General features: G+C 70.5%; 19 protein-coding genes. 18 read left to right on the forward strand and 1 reads right to left on the reverse strand.

The annotated features are described in order from the left end of the window. The first annotated feature begins 5 nt into the window (after positions 1 to 5). From ruvX to nusB, 9 genes are all read left to right on the forward strand, one after another. Positions 6 to 470, forward strand: coding sequence for a Holliday junction resolvase RuvX (gene ruvX / locus ACWD4J_RS07405; RefSeq protein WP_451394375.1), 465 nt, complete (start codon positions 6 to 8; stop codon positions 468 to 470). Positions 471 to 595: 125 nt separating this feature from the next. Next, positions 596 to 2,329, forward strand: coding sequence for an endolytic transglycosylase MltG (gene mltG, locus ACWD4J_RS07410; protein ID WP_451394329.1), 1,734 nt, complete (start codon positions 596 to 598; stop codon positions 2,327 to 2,329). Beyond that, positions 2,326 to 3,162 carry a shikimate dehydrogenase gene (locus ACWD4J_RS07415; protein ID WP_451394330.1) on the forward strand — a complete coding sequence of 279 codons (837 nt, stop codon included), beginning with the start codon at positions 2,326 to 2,328 and terminating at the stop codon, positions 3,160 to 3,162. The genes mltG and ACWD4J_RS07415 overlap by 4 nt, the downstream gene beginning before the upstream one ends. A gap of 174 nt (positions 3,163 to 3,336) precedes the next feature. Then, entirely contained in the window at positions 3,337 to 4,521 is a 1,185-nt protein-coding gene (gene aroC / locus ACWD4J_RS07420; protein WP_451394331.1) for a chorismate synthase, read from the forward strand. A 41-nt stretch (positions 4,522 to 4,562) separates the two neighbouring features. Further along, positions 4,563 to 6,179, forward strand: coding sequence for a 3-dehydroquinate synthase (gene aroB, locus ACWD4J_RS07425; RefSeq protein ID WP_451394376.1), 1,617 nt, complete (start codon positions 4,563 to 4,565; stop codon positions 6,177 to 6,179). Between the two features lie 170 nt (positions 6,180 to 6,349). Then, positions 6,350 to 7,261 carry a Pro-rich N-terminal domain-containing protein gene (locus tag ACWD4J_RS07430; RefSeq protein ID WP_451394332.1) on the forward strand — a complete coding sequence of 304 codons (912 nt, stop codon included), beginning with the start codon at positions 6,350 to 6,352 and terminating at the stop codon, positions 7,259 to 7,261. A 542-nt stretch (positions 7,262 to 7,803) separates the two neighbouring features. Further along, positions 7,804 to 8,910 (forward strand): aminopeptidase P family protein, encoded by a 1,107-nt coding sequence (locus tag ACWD4J_RS07435; protein WP_451394333.1) that lies wholly within the window; start codon positions 7,804 to 7,806, stop codon positions 8,908 to 8,910. Between the two features lie 121 nt (positions 8,911 to 9,031). Further along, a complete protein-coding gene (efp, locus tag ACWD4J_RS07440) occupies positions 9,032 to 9,598 on the forward strand; it encodes an elongation factor P (RefSeq protein WP_451394334.1) in 567 nt (188 codons plus the stop codon). Positions 9,599 to 9,600: 2 nt separating this feature from the next. Beyond that, complete coding sequence (gene nusB, locus ACWD4J_RS07445; RefSeq protein ID WP_451394335.1) at positions 9,601 to 10,032, forward strand: transcription antitermination factor NusB; 432 nt, start codon at positions 9,601 to 9,603, stop codon at positions 10,030 to 10,032. 309 nt (positions 10,033 to 10,341) lie between these two features. Here nusB and bldD read toward each other — a convergent pair whose 3' ends face one another. Then, complete coding sequence (gene bldD / locus ACWD4J_RS07450) at positions 10,342 to 10,842, reverse strand: transcriptional regulator BldD (RefSeq protein WP_030607052.1); 501 nt, start codon at positions 10,840 to 10,842, stop codon at positions 10,342 to 10,344. Between the two features lie 228 nt (positions 10,843 to 11,070). Between bldD and pyrR the strand changes: the two genes are divergently transcribed. From pyrR to ACWD4J_RS07495, 9 genes are all read left to right on the forward strand, one after another. Further along, the gene (pyrR, locus tag ACWD4J_RS07455) at positions 11,071 to 11,670 is read left to right on the forward strand and encodes a bifunctional pyr operon transcriptional regulator/uracil phosphoribosyltransferase PyrR (protein WP_451394336.1); all 600 of its coding nucleotides are present in this window, start codon (positions 11,071 to 11,073) and stop codon (positions 11,668 to 11,670) included. Between the two features lie 113 nt (positions 11,671 to 11,783). Then, positions 11,784 to 12,761: an aspartate carbamoyltransferase catalytic subunit gene (locus ACWD4J_RS07460; protein WP_451394337.1), complete on the forward strand. Its 978-nt coding sequence runs from the start codon at positions 11,784 to 11,786 to the stop codon at positions 12,759 to 12,761. A 5-nt stretch (positions 12,762 to 12,766) separates the two neighbouring features. Next, on the forward strand, positions 12,767 to 14,053 hold the full coding sequence (locus ACWD4J_RS07465; RefSeq protein ID WP_451394338.1) for a dihydroorotase: 1,287 nt from the start codon (positions 12,767 to 12,769) through the stop codon (positions 14,051 to 14,053). 5 nt (positions 14,054 to 14,058) lie between these two features. After that, on the forward strand, positions 14,059 to 14,634 hold the full coding sequence (locus ACWD4J_RS07470; RefSeq protein WP_451394377.1) for a PH-like domain-containing protein: 576 nt from the start codon (positions 14,059 to 14,061) through the stop codon (positions 14,632 to 14,634). Beyond that, positions 14,631 to 15,773: a glutamine-hydrolyzing carbamoyl-phosphate synthase small subunit gene (gene carA, locus ACWD4J_RS07475; RefSeq protein ID WP_451394339.1), complete on the forward strand. Its 1,143-nt coding sequence runs from the start codon at positions 14,631 to 14,633 to the stop codon at positions 15,771 to 15,773. Before ACWD4J_RS07470 ends, carA begins: the two co-directional genes overlap by 4 nt. Further along, positions 15,766 to 19,074 carry a carbamoyl-phosphate synthase large subunit gene (gene carB / locus ACWD4J_RS07480; protein ID WP_451394340.1) on the forward strand — a complete coding sequence of 1,103 codons (3,309 nt, stop codon included), beginning with the start codon at positions 15,766 to 15,768 and terminating at the stop codon, positions 19,072 to 19,074. Before carA ends, carB begins: the two co-directional genes overlap by 8 nt. Positions 19,075 to 19,164: 90 nt before the next feature. Beyond that, on the forward strand, positions 19,165 to 20,274 hold the full coding sequence (locus ACWD4J_RS07485) for a quinone-dependent dihydroorotate dehydrogenase (protein ID WP_451394341.1): 1,110 nt from the start codon (positions 19,165 to 19,167) through the stop codon (positions 20,272 to 20,274). Beyond that, the gene (pyrF, locus tag ACWD4J_RS07490) at positions 20,271 to 21,116 is read left to right on the forward strand and encodes an orotidine-5'-phosphate decarboxylase (protein WP_451394342.1); all 846 of its coding nucleotides are present in this window, start codon (positions 20,271 to 20,273) and stop codon (positions 21,114 to 21,116) included. Before ACWD4J_RS07485 ends, pyrF begins: the two co-directional genes overlap by 4 nt. A gap of 378 nt (positions 21,117 to 21,494) precedes the next feature. Continuing rightward, positions 21,495 to 22,565, forward strand: a complete 1,071-nt coding sequence (locus ACWD4J_RS07495; RefSeq protein ID WP_451394343.1) for a substrate-binding domain-containing protein — start codon at positions 21,495 to 21,497, stop codon at positions 22,563 to 22,565. The last annotated feature ends 23 nt before the right edge of the window (positions 22,566 to 22,588 follow it).

Genomic DNA, 22,588 nt, shown 5'->3' on the forward strand with positions numbered 1-22,588 from the left:
CGGACATGCGCCGCGGCCGTCGCCTCGCGATCGACGTCGGGGACGCCCGGATCGGGGTCGCCTCGTGCGACCCCGACGGGATCCTCGCGACGCCGGTCGAGACCGTGCCGGGACGCGATGTCCCGGCCGCCCACCGGCGGCTGCGCCAGCTCGTCGAGGAGTACGAGCCGATCGAGGTCGTCGTGGGCCTGCCCCGCTCCCTCCATGGGGGCGAGGGCCCGGCCGCGGCCAAGGTCCGGGCCTTCGCCCAGGAGCTGGCCCGTGGCATCACGCCCGTCCCGGTCAGACTCGTGGATGAGAGGATGACCACAGTCACCGCAGGTCAGGGACTGCGCGCCTCGGGTGTGAAGTCCAAGAAGGGGCGCTCTGTCATCGACCAGGCGGCAGCGGTCATCATCCTCCAGAACGCCCTGGAGACCGAACGGGCGTCAGGTAAAGCTCCGGGCGAGGGCGTCGAAGTGGTCATCTGATCGCGATACGGTAACGTTCCGCGCGATGCGGTCAGCGTTCGAACAGCTGCCGCACAGCAGAGAGGCGGGACCGGAGCCGTGCCACAAGCGCCGAGCAGCCGTCGCCTCGCGGCTCTAGGGGATCGATGACTGAGTATGGCCGGGGCCCAGGCTCCGAACCGTGGCATCCGGAGGACCCGTTGTACGGGGACGGCGGATGGGGAGGGCAGCAGGCGGGCGCCGGCCAGTCCCCCTACGGCGGCCAGCCGGGACATTATCCGCAGCAGCCGCAACAACCCCAGCAGCCGCAGCAACCCCAGCAGTACGGCGACTGGGGCACCGGCCAGCAGTCTGCCTACGGCCAGCCACAGCAGCAGTCCGCCGGCTACGACCCCCGGCAGCAGCAGGGCGGCTATGGCACGCAGCCCCCTGGCGGCTACGGCGGGCAGCAGTCCGGCGGCTACGACGGACAGCAGTACGGCGGTGGCTGGGACACGGGTCAGCACGGTCAGGTTCCGTACGGTGCGGATGCGGCCGACCCCTACGGCGCTCAGGGCGGGGCGTACGGCGGTGAACAGCAGGACTACTACGGCACGTCCGACGCCTACCCGCCGCCCGAGCCACCCACCCGCCGACGCGCCGCGCCCGAGCCGGAGAGCGATTGGGACCCGGGCCCGGACCAGGGTGAGCACGCCTTCTTCGCGGGCGGCGACGATGACGACGACCGGGACGACGACACACCCGGCCGCAGGGGACGCGGCGACCGGCGCGGCCGCGGCGGCGGGACGAAGAAGCGGCGCAGTGGATGCGCGTGCCTGGTCCTGGTGCTGGTCTTCGGTGGCGGCATCGGCGGGGTCGGATACTTCGGCTACCAGTTCTACCAGGATCGTTTCGGCCCGGCTCCGGACTACGCGGGGAGCGGGACCAGCGAGAAGGTGACGGTCGAGATCCCCAAGGGCGCCGGCGGCTATGAGATCGGTCAGGCCCTGAAGCGGGCAGGCGTCGTCAAGAGCGTCGACGCTTTTGTGACGGCCCAGAGCGAGAATCCGAACGGGACCACCATCCAGGCGGGCGTCTACACGCTCAACGTCAAGATGTCGGCGGCGGCCGCGGTCGAGCTCATGCTGAGCCCGAAGAGCCGCAACAACCTGATCATTCCCGAGGGCCAGCGGAATTCCTGGGTCTACGCGGAGATCGACAAGCGGCTGGAGCTCAAGAAGGGCACCACGGCGAGCGTCGCCAAGAAGGAATGGAAGAGCCTCGGACTTCCCGACTGGGCGAACAACGACAAGGACATCAAGGATCCCCTCGAGGGCTTCCTCTATCCGTCCGCCTATCCGGTCGCCAAGGGCATGAAGCCCGAGGTCGTGCTGAAGGGCATGGTCAAGCAGGCCACGGAGAAGTACGACGAACTCGGCCTCAAGGAGAAGGCCGACGACCTGAATCTCGACAACCCGTTGCAGGTCCTGACGGTGGCGAGCCTGGTCCAGGCCGAAGGAAAGTACAAACACGACTTCGAAAAGGTCGCGACCGTCGTCTACAACCGTCTGAAGCCGGACAACACCGAGACATACGGCCTGCTCGACTTCGACTCCACGGTGAACTACCTGCGCGGTCAGTCGACGCTGGCCACGGGCTCGGTCAACCAGCTGCGGCAGATCAACGATCCGTACAACACCTACAAGATCAAGGGTCTGCCGCCCGGACCGATCGACAACCCGGGTGAGGTGGCACTGAAGGCCGCACTCCACCCCGCCAAGGGAAACTGGTACTACTTCGTCTCCATCAGCGAGGACGAAACGCTGTTCGCCGAGACGAACGAAGAGCAGAACCGCAATCGCCAGAAATACCTCGAACAACAGCAGAAGAACGGGCAATGAGCGTCACCGACAAAAAGTGCCGAGCCGCAGTTCTGGGCTCTCCTATCGCCCACTCCCTCTCGCCGGTGCTGCACCGCGCGGCGTACGAGGCACTTCACCTGGGCGACTGGACGTACGACCGGTTCGAGGTCGACGAGGCGGCGCTGCCCGGATTCATCGAGAAGCTGGGCCCTGAGTGGGCGGGCCTGTCCCTGACGATGCCGCTCAAGCGCGCGGTGATTCCGCTGCTCGACGAGATCAGCGACACCGCGGCCTCCGTCGAGGCGGTCAACACGGTCGTGTTCACCGAGGACGGCAGGCGCCTCGGGGACAACACCGACATCCCGGGCATGGTCGAGGCCCTGCGTGAGCGCGGCATCGACCGTGTCGCATCCGCGGCCATCCTCGGCGCGGGCGCCACGGCCTCGTCAGCGCTGGCCGCCCTCGCGCGGATCTGCGAGGGCGAGGTCGTCGCCTATGTCCGCAGCGAGGCGCGTGCGGCCGAGATGCGCGAGTGGGGCGAGCGCCTGGACGTACAGCTGCGTACCGAGGACTGGTCCGACGCGGCCGAGGCGCTGCGCGCCCCGCTGGTGATCGCCACGACCCCGGCGGGCACCACGGACGCTCTCGCCTCTGCCGTCCCCGAACGGCCGGCCACGCTCTTCGACGTGCTGTACGAGCCGTGGCCCACCAACCTCGCGGCACGCTGGTCGGCGTACGGCGGAGCGGTCGTCAGCGGACTCGACCTGCTCGTGCACCAGGCGGTGCTCCAGGTCGAGCAGATGACCGGGCATGTGCCGGCGCCGGTCGGCGTCATGAGAAAGGCCGGCGAAGAGGCACTGGCGGCCCGCTAGGGCCTGTCGCCAGGCCGCACTCGTCGGCATTCCCGACCGTCCGGCCGTCCGTCTGATGGACCGAGAGCCGGGCCCGCCGCCCGACGTGGGAGGATCGGGGGTGGCGGGCCAGGGCCGCGCACCCGGTCGCGCCGTCGTAGAACGCAGTTCCAGGCGCGAGCATGAGGAGCACCGTTGAGCAGGTTGCGCTGGCTGACCGCGGGGGAGTCGCACGGACCCGCACTCGTCGCGACGCTGGAGGGACTTCCCGCCGGCGTGCCGATCACCACGGAGATGGTGGCGGACCACCTGGCCCGGCGGCGCCTCGGCTATGGGCGCGGTGCGCGGATGAAGTTCGAGCGTGACGAGGTCACCTTCCTGGGCGGCGTCCGCCACGGCCTCACCATCGGCTCGCCGGTCGCGATCATGGTCGGTAACACCGAGTGGCCCAAGTGGGAGCAGGTCATGGCGGCCGACCCCGTCGACCCGGCCGAGCTCGCCGAGCTGGCCCGCAACGCCCCCCTGACCCGGCCGCGGCCCGGCCACGCGGACCTCGCGGGCATGCAGAAGTACGACTTCGACGAGGCCCGGCCGATCCTGGAGCGCGCCTCCGCGCGCGAGACGGCGGCCCGGGTCGCGCTGGGCGCGGTCGCCCGCTCGTACCTGAAGGAGACGGCCGGCATCGAGATCGTCTCGCACGTCGTCGAGCTGGCGAGCGCCAAGGCCCCGTACGGCGTGTACCCGACCCCGTCGGACGTCGAGAAGCTGGACGCCGACCCGGTGCGCTGCCTTGACGCGGACGCGTCGAAGGCGATGGTCGCCGAGATCGACCAGGCCCACAAGGACGGCGACACCCTCGGCGGTGTCGTCGAGGTCCTGGCGTACGGGGTGCCGGTGGGCCTCGGCTCGCACGTGCACTGGGACCGGCGCCTCGACGCGCGGCTGGCCGCCGCGCTCATGGGCATCCAGGCGATCAAGGGCGTCGAGGTCGGCGACGGCTTCGAGCTGGCGCGGGTGCCGGGCTCGAAGGCGCACGACGAGATCCTCGCCACCCAGGACGGCATCAAGCGCGCGTCGGGCCGTTCCGGCGGTACCGAGGGCGGTCTGTCCACGGGCGAACTGCTGCGTGTTCGTGCCGCGATGAAGCCGATCGCGACCGTGCCGCGGGCCCTCGCCACCATCGACGTGGTCACCGGTGAGGCCACCAAGGCGCACCACCAGCGCTCGGACGTCTGTGCCGTCCCGGCGGCGGGCATCGTGGCCGAGGCCATGGTCGCGCTGGTCCTGGCGGACGCGGTGGCGGAGAAGTTCGGCGGCGACAGCGTGGGCGAGACCCGGCGCAACGTCACCTCGTACCTCGAGAACCTGAAGATCCGGTGAGCGCGGTGAACGGGCGGCCGGCCGTCGTCCTCGTCGGGCCCATGGGGGTCGGCAAGTCCACGGTCGGCCAGCTGCTGGCCGACCTGCTGGGCTGCGGCTACCGGGACACCGACGACGACATCGTGGCCGCCGAGGGCAGGACGATCGCCGACATCTTCGTGGACGAGGGCGAGCCGGTCTTCCGCGCCATCGAGAAGCGCGCCGTGCACACCGCCATCGGCGAACACGACGGTGTGCTGGCACTCGGCGGCGGCGCGATCCTCGACCCCGACACCCGCGCGCTGCTCGCCCCGCACCGCGTCGTGTACCTGTCGATGGACGTCGAGGAGGCCGTCAAGCGCACCGGCCTGAACGCCGCGCGCCCGCTCCTCGCGGTCAACCCGCGCCGCCAGTGGCGCGAGCTGATGGAGGCGCGCCGCCATCTGTACACCGAAGTCGCCGACGCCGTCGTGCCCACCGACGGCCGTACCCCCGAAGAGGTCGCACAAGCCGTCCTCGACGCACTGGAGCTGAAGGCTGTGATTCCCGGGGGGCAACCCCCGGACCCCCGGCAGGAGAAGACGTTGACGGAGCAGGCAGTGACGCGTATCCACGTCGGCGGTACGGCGGGCACCGAACCCTACGAGGTGCTCGTCGGGCGGCAGTTGCTGGGCGAGCTCGGCGGACTCATTGGCAAGAAGGCGCAGCGCGTCGCCGTCATCCACCCCGAGGCGCTCGCCGAGACCGGCGAGGCGCTCCGCGCCGACCTGGCCGAGCAGGGCTACGAGGCCGTCGCCATCCAGGTGCCGAACGCCGAGGAGGCCAAGACCGCCGAGGTCGCCGCCTACTGCTGGAAGGCGCTCGGCCAGTCCGGGTTCACCCGCACGGACGTCGTCGTCGGCGTCGGGGGCGGCGCCACCACGGACCTCGCCGGCTTCGTGGCCGCGACCTGGCTGCGCGGGGTGCGCTGGATCGCCGTACCGACGACCGTGCTCGGCATGGTCGACGCCGCGGTCGGCGGCAAGACCGGTATCAACACCGCCGAGGGCAAGAACCTCGTCGGCGCCTTCCATCCGCCCGCGGGCGTGCTGTGCGACCTGGCCGCGCTGGACTCGCTGCCGGTCAACGACTTCGTGTCGGGGCTCGCTGAGATCATCAAGGCCGGCTTCATCGCCGACCCGGTGATCCTCGACCTCATCGAGGAGGACCCGCAGGCGGCCCGCACCCCCGCAGGACCGCACACCGCCGAGCTCATCGAACGCTCCATCAGGGTCAAGGCCGAGGTGGTCTCCGGCGACCTCAAGGAGTCGGGCCTGCGGGAGATCCTCAACTACGGGCACACGCTGGCGCACGCCATCGAGAAGAACGAGCGCTACAAGTGGCGGCACGGCGCGGCCGTCTCCGTCGGCATGCACTTCGCCGCCGAACTCGGCCGTCTGGCAGGGCGGTTGGACGACGCCACCGCCGACCGGCACCGCACCATCCTGGCGTCGGTGGGGCTGCCGCTCAGCTACCGCTACGACCAGTGGCCCAAGCTCCTCGAGACGATGAAGGTCGACAAGAAGTCCCGCGGGAACGTGCTGCGTTTCATCGTCCTCGACGGCCTCGCCAAGCCCACCGTGCTGGAGGGGCCCGACCCGGCCGTGCTGCTCGCCGCATACGGCGAAGTCGCGGGCTGAGCAGGGGCGTTGTCCGTCCGGTGCCACCCCCGGTAGTCCTCCTGGGCACTTCGTGACATCCCCGGCCGTTCACACAACGGCGGCCGGGGAAGGTACCGTTCGGTAGCGAGTGGGCCCGCAAGACCCCGCTCGCCCGCACCAGTTGCCTGTACGAGACGGAGTGGCACCGGATGCAGCATCCAGTGGGGGCTCCGCTGCCGCCGGCCTACCCGCCGGGGCAGGGATCCGCCGACAGCCGGCCGCCGGCGGCGCAGCAGCCGACACCGCACGCGGGCCCACCGGCGACCCCGCCGGGCTATCCGACCACTCCGCCCCCGCCCCAGGGCACGGCCGCCCACCCGCACGGGCCCGCCGTACCGCAGACCCCGGGACAGCCGTCCGCGCCCGCGCCGCAACACCATGTGCCCCCGCACCAGGTCCCGAGGCCCCCCACCCTGGACACCACGGGACACGTCCGGCTGCCGCCCGGCGGGCCCGTGGCCATGCCGAGCACGCCGCCCGCCCAGGGCGCCGCCGACCCCGCCTCGACCACGCTCGCCGTGCTGCTCATCGGCCCCGCAGGCGCGGGCAAGACGAGTGTCGCCCGGTACTGGGCGGACCAGCGCCGCGTCCCCACCGCGCACATCAGCCTCGACGACGTACGCGAATGGGTCCGCTCCGGTTTCGCGAACCCCCAGTCCGGCTGGAACGACAACTCCGAGGCCCAGTACCGCCTGGCCCGCCGCACCTGCGGCTTCGCCGCACGCAACTACCTCGCCAACGGCATCTCGTGCATCCTCGACGACGCCGTCTTCCCCGACCGCCCGGTCGTCGGCCTCGGCGGCTGGAAGCGCCATGTCGGCCCCGGCCTGCTGCCGGTCGTCCTCCTGCCGGGTCTGGACGTCGTCCTGGAGCGCAACGCCGAGCGCGCCGGGAACCGACGCCTCACGGACGAGGAGGTGGCTCGTATCCACGGCCGGATGGCCGGCTGGTACGGCTCGGGGCTGCCGATCATCGACAACTCGCAGCTGGACGTCCCGGGGACGGCCCGTGTACTGGACGATGTGCTGGCCCGCGCGTTGGCGAGCCCGCCGACGTGGTGAGCGGGGGCCGGGGCTAGGGCTAGGCCCTAGCCCCTCGCCGCAAAGGGCGGTACCGGCCACCGGCCGTTAGCCGCGTACGTGCCGAAGGGGACGTGGCGGGATGTGCGCCCGCTGGGGGTACCTCCCAGGCCCTTAAGGCGCTGGGGGAGGCTGGCGCACAGTGTGGGCTCGCCCGAACGACGTACGGCTCGGCGCCAGACCTGGGGGCACCTCCCAGGCCCTTGAGGCACTGGGGGAGTACATCCCGGCGCGGCCCCGACCCACCCACCGGCAGAAGGCGCCCCAGCCGACCACCGCCCGCAGACACGCACGCAGCGACCCGGCCCACCGGCAGGTGGCGCCCCAGCCGATAACAGCCCGCGGCCGCGCAACGCCCGACCCTGCCACCGGAAGGTGGCGAGCCCGCCGCGGGCCGGCAGCCGCAGAAGCTGCCCGATCCACCCACGGGCAGTGGGCGAACCGCCCACTGGCCGGCCGCCCCGCCCGACCCGGACGGCCGCGCACAACCGGCCGCCTCTCGCTCCCGCTCGTACGCTCGAGATATGTCAGAGGTGTACGCGGCCCGCCGGGAGCGGCTACGGGAGCGATGTGCTGCGGGAGGCAGCGCGGCCGCGCTCGTGTCGCGTCCCGCGAACGTCCGCTATCTCGCGGGCGCGGCGCCGCACGGCGCCGTGCTCCTGCTCGGCAGGGACACAGACGTCCTGCTGTACGCAGGCCCCCTCGCCGGCCGCCCGGAGGACGAGCGCCCCGATGAGGCCCTGCCCACGCAGGTGCTGCCGGGCACGGACGGTGACCCGGCGGTGGCCGCCGCCGACCTCGCCGCGTCCCACGGCGTCGATTCGCTCGCCCTCGAGGAGCACCATCTGACCGTGGCCCGGCACCGCGCGATCGGATCCGTCGCGCCCCGCCTGCGGCTCACGGACCTCGGCGGAGCCGTCGAGCAGCTGCGCCTGGTCAAGGACGAGGAGGAGATCGGCTGTCTGCGGATCGCCGCGGAGATCGCCGACCAGGCCCTGAGCGAGCTGCTGGAGTCCATCCTCGTCGGCCGTACGGAACGCCATCTCGCGCTCGAACTGGAGCGCCGCCTGGTCGACCACGGCGCCGACGGGCCGGCCTTTCCCACCTCCGTCGGCACCGGCCCCAACTCCGGCCGCGGCGGTCACCGGCCCACGGACCGACGCGTCGAGGAGGGAGATTTCCTCTCGGTATGCCTCGGCGCCGCCTACCGCGGCTACTGCTGCGAGATCGGCCGCACGTTCGTGATCGGCACCTCGCCCGCGGACTGGCAGATCGAGCTGTACGACCTCGTCTTCGCCGCTCAGCGGGCGGGACGGGAGTCGCTGGCGCCCGGCGCCGCCTGCCGTGACGTGGACCGCGCGGTCCGCCAGGTACTGGACTCCGCCGGTTACGCAGAGGACCTCGCACAGCTCACGGGGCACGGCGTGGGGCTCGAAAACGACGAGGACCCGCAGCTGGCCCCCGCGGCCATGGGTAAACTGGACGCTTGCGTGCCGGTCACTGTCGAACCGGGGGTCCACCTCCCGGGACGGGGTGGTGTCCGGATCGATGACACGCTCGTCGTCCGCCCTGAGGCGGATGGCGGACCCGAGCTACTCACCATCACGACCAAGGAGCTGCTCGCGCTCTAGCGACACCAGGGAAGTTCAGGCACGTCCCCGCGCCGCCCGGCACGGGAACGCACCCGCACTTCTCCGGCGCCGCTCCGCGCGGTCCCCTGGTCGTCACGTCAGTCCAGGAGATTCCGCAACCGTGGCTTCCACGAACGACCTCAAGAACGGCCTGGTGCTCAAGCTCGAAGGCGGCCAGCTCTGGTCCGTCGTCGAGTTCCAGCACGTCAAGCCCGGCAAGGGCCCGGCCTTCGTGCGCACCAAGCTCAAGAACGTGCTCTCAGGCAAGGTCGTCGACAAGACCTTCAACGCCGGCGTCAAGGTCGAGACGGCCACCGTCGACAAGCGGGACATGCAGTTCTCGTACATGGACGGCGACTACTTCGTCTTCATGGACATGGAGACCTACGACCAGCTGCACGTCGACCGCAAGTCCGTCGGCGACGCCGCCAACTTCCTCATCGAGGGCTTCACGGCGACCGTCGCGCAGCACGAGGGCGAGGTGCTCTTCGTCGAGCTGCCCGCCGCCGTCGAGCTGACCATCGCGGAGACCGAGCCGGGCGTCCAGGGCGACCGCTCCACCGGCGGCACCAAGCCCGCCACGCTGGAGACCGGCCACCAGATCCAGGTTCCGCTCTTCATCACCACCGGCGAGAAGATCAAGGTCGACACCCGCACCAGCGACTACCTCGGCCGGGTGAACAGCTAACCGTGGCTGCCCGTAACACGGCCCGCAAGCGCGCCTTCCAGATCCTCTTCGAGGGCGACCAGCGTGGCGTCGACGTCCTCACGGTCCTCGCGGACTGGATCCGGCACTCCCGGACCGACACCCGGCAGCCGCCGGTCAGCGAGTACACGATGGAGCTGGTCGAGGGGTACGCGAAGAAGGCGGACCGCATCGACGAGCTGATCGCGCAGTACGCCGTGGGCTGGACGCTCGACCGGATGCCGGTCGTCGACCGCAACATCCTGCGGCTCGGCGCCTACGAGCTGATCTGGGTCGACGGGACGCCGGACGCCGTGGTGCTGGACGAGGCGGTGGAGCTCGCCAAGGAGTTCTCCACGGACGAGTCCCCGGCCTTCGTCAATGGCCTGCTCGGCCGGCTCAAGGAGCTCAAGCCGACGCTGCGCAGGGCGGAGTAGCCGGAACCGATCCGGCGCCCCGCCCCTGCCGCGCCGTGCGGTCACACCTTCAGGCCCGAAGCTGAATCTCCTTCAGCTTCGGGCCTGGTGCGTTTCCGGGGCATGCTCTAGGTTCTGTACATGTCAGAGCTCGGTGACGAGGGCGCGCTGCCCGAGCGCACGTCCCCCGGTGATCGCGGCCCTGCCGGCCGCGCTGGGCGAGAGGTCGCGGCCGAGCACGCGGCGGTGCCGGTGAGCCGAAACGCCGTCGGGGCGTTCGGGACCAAGCCCATGGTCCCGAACGCCCCGACGGCACGTTTCTGCTGGGTGTCAGCTCTCCTCGTGGGCGACGGCACGGCGCGCGTCCGCGTCGAGCACGCCCCAGCTGATCAGCTGCTCGGTGAGGACCGAGGGGGACTGGTCGTAGATCACGGCGAGCGTGCGCAGATCGTCCTGGCGGATCGACAGCACCTTGCCGTTGTAGTCGCCCCGCTGTGACTGGATCGTGGCGGCATACCGCTGGAGGGGCCCTGCCTTCTCGGCCGGGACATGGGCGAGGCGCTCCAGGTCCAGAACGAGCTTCGGCGGGGGCTCGGCGGCACCGCCGGGGGTCGTACCGGGCAGCAGCTCCTGCACCGGCACACCGTAGAAGTCGGCCAGCTCGGCAAGGCGCTGCACGGTTACGGCGCGGTCGCCGCGCTCGTACGAACCGACCACGACGGCCTTCCAGCGTCCCTGGGACTTCTCCTCGACGCCGTGTAGGGAAAGGCCCTGCTGGGTGCGGATGGCCCGGAGCTTGGCCCCGAGCTGCTTGGCGTATTCGCTGGACATATAGCTCCCCGGACGCAGACTGGTGACTCACTGTGAGGTTACGCAGCGTTACGGCCCTCCGTCAAGCCGAATGGTCCCGACCGACACTTCCGTGTAGCAGGTCATCACGGGTTCGAGCCGGGGGTGGGGGCGTGATCAGCGGCGTTGGGCGGCCTGGTACCGTTGATGGCGCAAATCCGACGTCCTTTAAGGTCCGTCCCGTGAGGCGGAGAAGGAGGTCCGTTTCGTATGGACGCAAAGATTCCCGGCAGCGGCCCCGCTGTCGGCTCCGATGCCGCGCGCCCCGTTCTCGAGGGCCCGGACATCGCGCGGGTGCTGACCCGCATCGCCCACGAGATCGTCGAACGCGCCAAGGGCGCCGACGACGTGGTGCTCCTCGGCATCCCGACTCGAGGGGTCTTCCTCGCCCAGCGGCTCGCTGTCAAGCTCGAGGAGATCACCGGCCGCAAGGTCCCGGTCGGCTCCCTGGACATCACGATGTACCGCGACGACCTGCGCCTGCAGCCGCCGCGGACGCTGGCCCGCACGGAGATCCCCGGTGACGGCATCGACGGCCGCCTGGTGATCCTCCTCGACGACGTGCTCTTCTCGGGCCGCACCATCCGCGCCGCCCTCGACGCGCTGAACGACATCGGCCGTCCGCGCGCGGTCCAGCTCGCGGTCCTCGTCGACCGCGGCCACCGCGAACTTCCCATCCGCGCCGACTACGTCGGCAAGAACCTGCCCACGTCGCTGCGGGAGACCGTCAAGGTCCAGCTCGCCGAGGAGGACGGCCGGGACGCCGTGCTGCTCGGTGCCAAGCAGACCTCCCCGGCCGGCCTGCAGTAGCCGTACTCGGCTCTCCGCAGCCCGAGTGCGCGCCTGCGCGCCCGCATGCCCGCGTCCGGGGCGACACACCCCGGGCCCCGCTCTCCTGAACCGCCTTACGGAGCCTTCCCAAGATGAAGCGACACCTCATCTCGGCCGCCGATCTCACCCGCGACGACGCCGTACGCATCCTCGACACCGCCGAGGAGATGGCCCGCGTCGCCGACCGGCCGATCAAGAAGCTGCCGACGCTGCGCGGCCGCACCGTCGTCAACCTCTTCTTCGAGGACTCGACCCGCACCCGCATCTCCTTCGAGGCCGCCGAGAAGCGGCTCTCCGCCGACGTCATCAACTTCACCGCCAAGGGCTCGAGCGTGTCCAAGGGCGAGTCCCTGAAGGACACGGCCCAGACGCTGGAGGCCATGGGCGTCGACGCCGTCGTCATCCGGCACAGCGCGTCCGGCGCGCCCTACCGGCTCGCCACCTCGGGCTGGATCGACGCCGCCGTGATCAACGCCGGTGACGGCACCCACCAGCACCCCACGCAGGCGCTGCTCGACGCGTTCACCATGCGGCGCCGCCTCATCGGCCGGGACGCAGGGCTCGGCCAGGACCTGAGCGGCAAGCGCATCACGATCGTCGGCGACGTCCTGCACAGCCGCGTCGCCCGCTCCAACGTCGACCTGCTGCACACCCTCGGCGCCGAGGTCACCCTGGTCGCCCCGCCGACGCTGCTGCCGGTCGGCGTCGACCACTGGCCGTGCGAGGTGGCGTACGACCTCGACAGCGTGCTGCCGAAGTCCGACGCCGTGATGATGCTGCGTGTGCAGCGCGAGCGCATGAACGCCGCGTTCTTCCCGACCGAGCGCGAGTACTCGCGGCGGTACGGGCTCGACGGCGACCGCATGGCCCGCATGCCCGAGCACGCGATCGTGATGCACCCGGGACCGATGGTCCGCGGCATGGAGATCACCGCCGAGGTCGCCGACTCCGAGCGCTGCACCGTCGTCGAGCAGGTCGCCAACGGTGTCTCGATCCGGATGGCCGTCCTGTACCTGCTGCTCGGCGGCAACGAACCCGCCGTCACCCACACCCGCACCGAGGAGAAGTAAGAACGATGAGCAAGACCCTGATCCGTGGTGCGAAGGTGCTCGGCGGCGAGCCGCAGGACGTGCTGATCGACGGCGAGACGATCGCCGCGGTCGGTGCCGGCCTGTCCGCCGACGGTGCCGAGGTCGTCGAGGCCGACGGCAAGGTGCTGCTGCCGGGCCTCGTCGACCTGCACACCCATCTGCGCGAGCCCGGCCGCGAGGACTCCGAGACCGTCCTGACCGGCACCCGGGCCGCCGCGAGCGGCGGCTACACCGCGGTGTTCGCGATGGCCAACACCTTCCCGGTCGCCGACACCGCCGGTGTCGTCGAGCAGGTCTACCGGCTCGGCCGGGAGCACGGCTACTGCGACGTCCAGCCGATCGGCGCCGTCACCGTCGGCCTGGAGGGCAAGAAGCTCGCCGAGCTGGGCGCCATGCACGAGTCGGCCGCCGGCGTCACCGTCTTCTCCGACGACGGCAAGTGCGTCCACGACGCCGTGATCATGCGGCGTGCGCTGGAGTACGTGAAGGCGTTCGGCGGCGTGGTCGCGCAGCACGCGCAGGAGCCTCGGCTCACCGAGGGCGCCCAGATGAACGAGGGCGTCGTCTCCGCCGAGCTGGGCCTCGGCGGCTGGCCTGCCGTCGCCGAGGAGTCGATCATCGCCCGCGATGTGCTGCTCGCCGACCACGTCGGCTCCCGCGTGCACATCTGCCACCTTTCGACCGCCGGCTCGGTCGAGATCGTCCGCTGGGCCAAGTCCCGCGGCATCGACGTGACCGCCGAGGTCACCCCGCACCACCTGCTGCTCACGGACGAGCTGGTCCGCTCGTACAACCCGGTCTACAAGGTCAACCCGCCGCTGCGCACCGAGCGCGACGTGATGGCGCTGCGTGAGGCGCTGGCGGACGGCACGATCGACATCGTGGCCACCGACCACGCCCCGCACCCGCACGAGGACAAGGACTGCGAGTGGGCCGCGGCCGCTATGGGCATGGTCGGCCTGGAGACCGCGCTCTCCGTCGTCCAGCACACGATGGTCGAGACCGGCCTGCTCGACTGGGCGGGCGTCGCCGAACGGATGTCGTTCAAGCCGGCGAGGATCGGCAGCGCCGAGGGCCACGGCCGGCCCGTCTCGGCTGGTGAGCCCGCCAACCTCACGCTGGTCGATACGGCATACCGTGGAGCCGTGGACCCCGCGGGCTTCGCGTCCCGCAGCCGCAACACCCCCTACGAGGGGCGTGAGCTGCCGGGACGCGTCACCCACACGTGGCTGCGGGGCCGGGCCACGCTCGTCGACGGGAAGCTCGCGTGACAGCTCTGACACCTCTGACGTACGCCTCCGCGGCGTACACCGCCGCGGAACAGAAGTCGGCGCAAGTGACCGACTGGTCCGCCCGCATCGGCTGGGTCGTCGGGCTGCTGCTCTTCATCGCCCTCGTCTACTGGCTGATGCGCGAGGGCTGGAAGTGGCGCGGCACGCTCCAGAGCGACCTGCCCGAGCTGCCCGGCGCGCCCGCCGACCCCGGCCCGGCGAAACTGACGATGAGCGGCCGCTACCACGGCTCCACCACCGCCGGACAGTGGCTCGACCGCATCGTGGCGCACGGCCTGGGCACCCGAAGCCGGGTCGAGCTCACGCTGACGGACGCGGGACTGGACGTCGTACGTCCCGGAGCGACCGACTTCTTCGTCCCCGCCGCACAGCTGCGCGAGGCCAGGCTCGACAAGGGAATCGCGGGCAAGGTCCTCACCGAGGGCGGACTGCTCGTCGTCACCTGGGCCCACGGCGACAAGCTGCTGGACTCCGGATTCCGCTCCGACCGCTCGGCCGAGCACACCGAGTGGGTCGACACCCTGAACCAGATGATCAAGCAAACGGAAGGCGCACGATGACCACCTCCACAAGGGGAGCCTCGAAGGTTCCCGCCGTACTCGTCCTGGAGGACGGCCGGATCTTCCGCGGCCGTGCCTACGGGGCCGTGGGGGAGACCTTCGGCGAAGCGGTGTTCTCCACCGGCATGACCGGCTACCAGGAGACCCTCACCGACCCGTCGTACCACCGCCAGGTCGTCGTGATGACCGCCCCCCACATCGGCAACACCGGCGTCAACGACGAGGACCCCGAGTCCAAGCGGATCTGGGTCTCCGGCTATGTCGTACGCGACCCCGCGCGCGTGCCGTCCAACTGGCGCGCCAAGCGCTCGCTGGACGAGGAGCTCGCCGCGCAGGGCGTGGTCGGCATCTCCGGCATCGACACCCGGGCACTCACCCGCCACCTGCGCGAGCGTGGCGCCATGCGCGTCGGCATCTTCTCCGGCAACGCTCTGCCCGACGAGGGCACGATGCTCGCCGAGGTGCGCCAGGCCGCTGAGATGAAGGGCGCGAACCTTTCCGCCGAGGTCGCCACCAAGGAGACGTACGTCGTCCCGGCCATCGGGGAGAAGCGATTCACCGTCGCCGCGGTCGACCTCGGCATCAAGGGCATGACCCCGCACCGCATGGCCGAGCGCGGCATCGAGGTGCACGTGCTGCCCGCCACCGCGACCGTCGAGGACGTGTACGCGGTCAACCCCGACGGCGTGTTCTTTTCCAACGGCCCCGGCGACCCCGCCACCGCCGACCACCCGGTCTCCGTCATGCAGGCGGTGCTGGAGCGCGGCACGCCGCTCTTCGGTATCTGCTTCGGCAACCAGATCCTGGGCCGCGCGCTCGGCTTCGGCACCTACAAGCTGAAGTACGGCCACCGCGGCATCAACCAGCCCGTGCAGGACCGTACGACCGGCAAGGTCGAGGTCACCGCGCACAACCACGGATTCGCCGTCGACGCCCCGCTCGACAAGGTCTCCGACACCCCCTACGGCCGGGCCGAGGTCTCCCACGTGTGCCTCAACGACAACGTGGTGGAGGGGCTGCAGCTCCTCGACCGCCCGGCTTTCAGCGTCCAGTACCACCCCGAAGCGGCAGCGGGCCCGCACGACGCCGCCTACCTGTTCGACCGCTTCGTTTCCCTGATGGAGGGCCAGCGTGCCTAAGCGCACCGATATCCAGTCCGTCCTGGTCATCGGCTCCGGCCCGATCGTCATCGGCCAGGCCGCCGAGTTCGACTACTCCGGCACCCAGGCGTGCCGCATCCTGCGGGCCGAGGGCCTGCGGGTCATCCTCGTCAACTCCAACCCGGCGACGATCATGACCGACCCGGAGATCGCCGACGCCACGTACGTCGAGCCGATCACCCCGGAGTTCGTCGAGAAGATCATCGCCAAGGAGCGCCCCGACGCCCTGCTGCCCACGCTGGGCGGTCAGACGGCCCTCAACACGGCGATCTCGCTGCACGAGGCGGGCACCCTCGAGAAGTACGGCGTCGAGCTCATCGGCGCCAACGTCGAGGCGATCAACAAGGGCGAGGACCGCGACCTGTTCAAGGAGGTCGTGGCGGAGGTCAACAAGAAGATCGGCCACGGCGAGTCCGCCCGGTCGGTCATCTGCCACTCCATGGACGACGTCCTGGGGGGCGTCGAGACGCTCGGGGGCTACCCCGTGGTCGTCCGCCCCTCCTTCACCATGGGCGGCGCCGGCTCGGGCTTCGCGCACGACGAGGAGGAACTGCGCCGCATCGCGGGCCAGGGCCTCACGCTCTCGCCGACCACCGAGGTGCTCCTGGAGGAGTCCATCCTCGGCTGGAAGGAGTACGAGCTGGAGCTGATGCGCGACAAGAACGACAACGTCGTGGTCGTCTGCTCCATCGAGAACTTCGACCCGATGGGCGTGCACACCGGTGACTCGATCACCGTCGCCCCGGCGATGACGCTCACCGACCGCGAGTACCAGATCCTGCGCGACATCGGCATCGCCGTGATCCGCGAGGTCGGCGTCGACACCGGCGGCTGCAACATCCAGTTCGCGGTGAACCCCGAGGACGGTCGCGTGATCGTCATCGAGATGAACCCGCGGGTGTCGCGGTCCTCGGCCCTGGCGTCGAAGGCCACCGGCTTCCCGATCGCGAAGATCGCCGCCAAGCTGGCCGTCGGCTACACGCTCGACGAGATCCCCAACGACATCACCGAGCAGACCCCGGCCTCCTTCGAGCCGACGCTCGACTACGTGGTGGTCAAGGCTCCGCGGTTCGCGTTCGAGAAGTTCCCGTCCGCCGACTCCACGCTGACCACCACCATGAAGTCGGTCGGCGAGGCGATGGCCATCGGCCGCAACTTCACCGAGGCCCTGCAGAAGGCGCTGCGCTCGCTGGAGAAGAAGGGCAGCCAGTTCACGTTCGTCGGCGAGCCCGGCGACAAGGCCGAGCTGCTGCGCGAGGCGGTCCGCCCGACCGACGGCCGCATCAACGCCGTCATGCAGGCCATCCGCGCCGGTGCGACCCCGGAGGAGGTCTTCGAGGCGACGAAGATCGACCCGTGGTTCGTCGACCAGCTCTTCCTGATCAAGGAGATCGCGGACGAGCTGGCCGCCGCCGAGCGCCTCGACCCCGAGCTGCTCGCCGACGCCAAGCGCCACGGCTTCTCCGACGCGCAGATCGCCGAGATCCGCGGCCTGCGCGAGGACGTCGTCCGCGAGGTCCGGCACGCCCTCGGCGTCCGCCCGGTCTACAAGACCGTCGACACCTGCGCCGCCGAGTTCGCCGCGAAGACGCCGTACTTCTACTCCTCCTACGACGAGGAGTCCGAGGTCGCGCCCCGCACCAAGCCCGCGGTGATCATCCTGGGCTCCGGCCCGAACCGCATCGGCCAGGGCATCGAGTTCGATTACTCGTGCGTCCACGCCTCGTTCGCGCTCAGCGACGCGGGCTACGAGACCGTGATGGTCAACTGCAACCCCGAGACCGTCTCGACGGACTACGACACCTCCGACCGCCTGTACTTCGAGCCGCTGACGCTCGAGGACGTGCTGGAGATCGTCCACACCGAGTCGCTCGCCGGCCCCGTCGCGGGCGTCGTCGTCCAGCTCGGCGGCCAGACCCCGCTGGGCCTGTCGCAGGCGCTCAAGGACAACGGCGTGCCGATCGTGGGCACCTCTCCGGAGGCCATCCACGCGGCCGAGGACCGCGGCGCCTTCGGGCGGGTCCTCGCGGAGGCCGGTCTTCCGGCTCCGAAGCACGGCACCGCCACGACCTTCGCCGAGGCCAAGGCCATCGCCGACGAGATCGGCTACCCCGTCCTCGTACGGCCCTCGTACGTGCTCGGCGGCCGCGGTATGGAGATCGTCTACGACGAGGCGCGGCTGTCCTCGTACATCGCCGAGTCGACCGAGATCAGCCCGACCCGGCCGGTCCTCGTCGACCGCTTCCTCGACGACGCCATCGAGATCGACGTGGACGCGCTGTACGACGGCGAGGAGCTGTACCTCGGCGGCGTCATGGAGCACATCGAGGAGGCCGGTATCCACTCCGGCGACTCGGCGTGCGCGCTGCCCCCGATCACGCTCGGCGGCTTCGACATCAAGCGGCTGCGCGCCTCCACGGAGGCCATCGCCAAGGGTGTCGGCGTGCGGGGCCTGATCAACATCCAGTTCGCGCTGGCGGGCGACATCCTGTACGTCCTCGAGGCCAACCCGCGCGCCTCGCGCACCGTCCCCTTCACCTCGAAGGCGACCGCGGTGCCGCTGGCGAAGGCCGCCGCCCGTATCTCGCTGGGCGCCACCGTCGCCGAGCTGCGGGCCGAGGGTCTGCTTCCGGCGACCGGCGACGGCGGCGAGCTCCCGCTCGACGCGCCGATCTCCGTCAAGGAAGCCGTCATGCCGTGGTCGCGCTTCCGCGACATCCACGGCCGCGGCGTCGACACCGTCCTCGGCCCGGAGATGCGCTCGACCGGCGAGGTCATGGGCATCGACTCCGTCTTCGGCACGGCGTACGCCAAGTCGCAGGCGGGCGCCTACGGGCCGCTGCCGACCAAGGGCCGCGCGTTCATCTCCGTCGCCAACCGCGACAAGCGTTCGATGATCTTCCCGGCGCGTGAACTCGTCGCCCATGGCTTCGAGCTGCTCGCCACGTCCGGCACGGCCGAGGTGCTCAAGCGCAACGGCATCAACGCCACGATCGTGCGTAAGCAGAGCGAGGGCGAGGGCCCGAACGGCGAGAAGACGATCGTGCAGATGATCCACGACGGCGAGGTCGACCTGATCGTCAACACCCCGTACGGCACGGGTGGCCGCCTCGACGGCTACGACATCCGTACGGCCGCCGTCGCGCGGTCCGTGCCGTGCCTGACGACGGTCCAGGCGCTCGCCGCGGCCGTCCAGGGCATCGACGCGCTCAACCACGGAGGCGTGGGAGTGCGCTCGCTGCAGGAACACGCAGAGCATCTGACCGCGGCCCGCGACTAGCAGCCCAGGAGGGGGACACCGGAAACGGTGTCCCCCTCTTCGTGAGGCCTTTTCACGAGGCTCCATGAGGCCCTTCATGAGGACATGACCATGTATAAGCTTTTCTTCCGGCTGGTCTTCCAGGGAATGGACGCCGAGAAGGCCCACCACCTGGCCTTCCGCTGGATCCGCAGCGCCGTCCGCATCCCGGTGCTCCGCACCTTCGTCGCCGCCGCGCTCGCGCCCCGCTACAAGGAGCTGCGGACCGAGGCCCTCGGGCTGCGCATGCACGGCCCGTTCGGGCTCGCCGCGGGCTTCGACAAGAACGCCGTCGCGATCGACGGCATGTCGATGCTCGGCTTCGACCACATCGAGATCGGCACCGTCACCGGCGAGCCGCAGCCCGGAAACCCGAAGAAGCGGCTGTTCCGGCTGGTCCCGGACCGCGCCCTGATCAACCGCATGGGCTTCAACAACGACGGCTCGGCCGCCGTCGCCGCGCGCCTCGCCTCCCGCGTACCGGTCTTCAAGACCACCGTGGGCGTCAACATCGGCAAGACCAAGGTCGTGCCCGAGGCCGAGGCCGTCGGCGACTACGTGAAGTCCACCGAGCGGCTCGCCCGCCACGCCGACTACCTGGTCGTGAACGTGTCGTCGCCGAACACCCCCGGACTGCGCAACCTCCAGGCCGTCGACCAGCTGCGCCCCCTGCTCAGCGCCGTGCGCGAGGCAGCCGACCGCAGCGTCCCCGACCGCCGCGTGCCGCTGCTCGTCAAGATCGCGCCGGACCTGGCCGACGACGACATCGACGCCGTCGCGGACCTCGCCGTCGAGCTCGGCCTGGACGGCATCATCGCGACGAACACGACCATCGCGCGCGACGGGCTGGGCCTCGCCTCCGACCCCGCTCTGGTGAAGGAGACCGGCGGCCTGTCCGGCGCGCCCCTCAAGGGGCGCTCCCTGGAGGTCCTGCGGCGCCTCTACGCGCGCGTGGGGGACCGCATCACCCTCGTGGGCGTCGGCGGCATCGAGAGCGCCGAGGACGCCTGGCAGCGCATCCTCGCGGGCGCGACCCTCGTACAGGGCTACAGCGCCTTCATCTACGAGGGCCCGTTCTGGGCGCGCGCCATCCACAAGGGCCTGGCCGCGCGGCTGCGCACCAGCCCGTACGCCACCCTCGCCGAGGCCGTCGGCGCCGATATCCGAAAGGCATCCGCATGAGCTCCCTGGAACCCTTCGGCGCGCGCCTGCGCCACGCCATGGACACCCGCGGGCCGCTGTGCGTCGGCATCGACCCGCACGCGTCGCTGCTCGCCTCCTGGGGCCTGAACGACGACATCCAGGGCCTGGAGACCTTCACCCGCACCGTCGTCGACGCACTCGCCGACCAGGTCGCCGTCTTCAAGCCGCAGTCGGCGTTCTTCGAGCGCTTCGGCTCGCGCGGCATCGCCGTCCTGGAGAAGGCGGTGGCGGACCTGCGCGACGCGGGCGGCCTCGTCGTCATGGACGCCAAGCGCGGCGACATCGGCTCGACCATGGCCGCGTACGCCGAGACGTACCTCCGCAAGGACGCACCGCTCTTCTCGGACGCGCTGACCGTCTCCCCGTACCTCGGATACGGATCACTCAAGCCGGCCGTCGATCTCGCCCGCGAGAACGGTGCCGGGCTCTTCGTCCTCGCCCTCACCTCCAACCCGGAGGGCGCCGAGGTCCAGCACGCGGTCCTCGCGGACGGTCGCACCGTCGGTGCGACCATGCTCGCGCACCTCGCCGACGACAACGCGGGCGCCGAGCCGCTCGGCTCCTTCGGCGCGGTCGTCGGCGCGACGCTCGGCGACCTCTCGTCGTACGACCTCGCCATCAACGGCCCGCTGCTGGCCCCCGGCATCGGTGCCCAGGGGGCGACCCCGGCCGACCTGCCGCGGGTCTTCGGCGACGCGGTACGCAACGTCGTCCCGAACGTCAGCCGGGCCGTGCTGAAGGCCGGCCCCTCGGCGGCGGCACTGCGCGAGGCGGCGGTCCGCTTCGCGGACGAGGTGCGCGAGGCGGTGTCGGGCGCGTGAGCGCGCACGGCTGAACACCTGACGAATACGGCGGGGCGGTGTGCTCCGGGTCTGCGGCCTGCAGAGGGCCGTGGCTCGTGGCGCACCGTCCCGCCGAGTCGTTTCTGTGCTGGGCGATGGCCCCGTCGTGCGCCCAACTGCCCTGAGGCGATGTGAGTTCCATCCCGACGCCCGTTCCACCGGTCGCAATTCCCCACGCCGACCGGTCGTGTTGTGCAGTACAAAATTCTGTCTTGCATACGTGGCGCGGCGCGACGGCCACCTTCTACCTTCGCCTGTCAACGGGTCGGGCAGCCATTCGCCCGGAACGCCCCGGAGTTCCCTTCATGCGCCGGTTCCTGTCCAGAGCCGGGCACCCTTCCTCCCTGAGGAGCTTCGATGAGCGCAGGATTCAGACGTCGGATCGTGGCGGTCGTGGTGCTGAGCGCACTGGCCACGGCCACCGGATGCGACGTTCAGTCAAAGGACAGCGCCAAGGACGGCGGCAGTTCAGCGAAGAGCAGCACCGCATCGGTCAAGGACCTCAAGGTCGGCTGGTCGACGATCTATCTGACGCCGTCGTGGATGCAGCAGACGCTGAAGATGCTTCAGGACGACGTCTCCAAGCTGAAGTCCGAGGGCAAGGTTGCGTCGTTGAAGACCTTCAACGCCAACGGCGACACCTCGCAGCAGATTTCACAGATCCGCGCGATGATCCAGCAGAGGTACGACGTCATCCTTGTCGACGCCGGTTCGTCCACCGCGCTGAACCCGGCGCTGGAGCAGGCCGTCGCGGCCGGGATCACGGTGGTGTCGTTCGACTCGCTGGTGACGAGCAGCAAGGTCGTCAAGGTCGGTACGGACCAGAAGAAGTGGGGCGGCATGATGGCCCAGTGGCTCGCCGGCAAGCTCGGCGGCAAGGGCAGCATCATCGCCATGAACGGCCCCGCGGGCGTGGCCGTCAGCGAGGACCGGTGGGCCGGAGCGGAGGCGGTCTTCAAGAAGTACCCGAACATCAAGATCGTCAGCAATGTGCACAGCGAGTACAACCTCGCCCCCGCCGCGCAGGCGTTCGCCTCTGCCTACTCCGCGCACCCCGACGTCGACGGCGTCTTCTCCCAGGGCGGCGCGTTGTCGGCGGCCGCCCTGCAGACCCTGGTCAAGCAGGACAAGAAGCTGATCCCGATCACCGGCGAGAACTACAACGGCTTCCTCAAGCTGTGGCAGTCCAAAAAGAAGGAAGGTTTCTCCTCGCTCGCCACCGCACAGCCCAACTACCTGTCTGTGATCGCCCTCGAAGCGGCCGTCGCCAAGCGCGAGGGCACGGACGTGCCGTCCGACATCACGGTCCCGCTTCCTGAGATCACCGACAGCAATCTCGGCCAGTACGTGAAGCCGGACCAGCCGGACGACTCGTACCCGATCACGGCGCTGCCGCAGTCCGAGATCGACAAGCTCATCGGCAAGTAACCGGCCCCGGCCCCGAGGAGTGC

Source organism: Streptomyces sp. NPDC002577, assembly GCF_053594815.1.

What these genes read in the sequence shown, in the direction of transcription:
- ruvX (WP_451394375.1), top strand. Translation starts at nt 6, where the DNA reads ATGCGCCGCGGCCGTCGCCTCGCGATCGACGTCGGGGACGCCCGGATC.
- mltG (WP_451394329.1), top strand. Translation starts at nt 596, where the DNA reads ATGACTGAGTATGGCCGGGGCCCAGGCTCCGAACCGTGGCATCCGGAG.
- ACWD4J_RS07415 (WP_451394330.1), top strand. Translation starts at nt 2,326, where the DNA reads ATGAGCGTCACCGACAAAAAGTGCCGAGCCGCAGTTCTGGGCTCTCCT.
- aroB (WP_451394376.1), top strand. Translation starts at nt 4,563, where the DNA reads ATGGGGGTCGGCAAGTCCACGGTCGGCCAGCTGCTGGCCGACCTGCTG.
- ACWD4J_RS07430 (WP_451394332.1), top strand. Translation starts at nt 6,350, where the DNA reads ATGCAGCATCCAGTGGGGGCTCCGCTGCCGCCGGCCTACCCGCCGGGG.
- ACWD4J_RS07435 (WP_451394333.1), top strand. Translation starts at nt 7,804, where the DNA reads ATGTCAGAGGTGTACGCGGCCCGCCGGGAGCGGCTACGGGAGCGATGT.
- bldD (WP_030607052.1), bottom strand. Translation starts at nt 10,842, where the DNA reads ATGTCCAGCGAATACGCCAAGCAGCTCGGGGCCAAGCTCCGGGCCATC.
- pyrR (WP_451394336.1), top strand. Translation starts at nt 11,071, where the DNA reads ATGGACGCAAAGATTCCCGGCAGCGGCCCCGCTGTCGGCTCCGATGCC.
- ACWD4J_RS07460 (WP_451394337.1), top strand. Translation starts at nt 11,784, where the DNA reads ATGAAGCGACACCTCATCTCGGCCGCCGATCTCACCCGCGACGACGCC.
- ACWD4J_RS07465 (WP_451394338.1), top strand. Translation starts at nt 12,767, where the DNA reads ATGAGCAAGACCCTGATCCGTGGTGCGAAGGTGCTCGGCGGCGAGCCG.
- carA (WP_451394339.1), top strand. Translation starts at nt 14,631, where the DNA reads ATGACCACCTCCACAAGGGGAGCCTCGAAGGTTCCCGCCGTACTCGTC.
- ACWD4J_RS07485 (WP_451394341.1), top strand. Translation starts at nt 19,165, where the DNA reads ATGTATAAGCTTTTCTTCCGGCTGGTCTTCCAGGGAATGGACGCCGAG.
- pyrF (WP_451394342.1), top strand. Translation starts at nt 20,271, where the DNA reads ATGAGCTCCCTGGAACCCTTCGGCGCGCGCCTGCGCCACGCCATGGAC.
- ACWD4J_RS07495 (WP_451394343.1), top strand. Translation starts at nt 21,495, where the DNA reads ATGAGCGCAGGATTCAGACGTCGGATCGTGGCGGTCGTGGTGCTGAGC.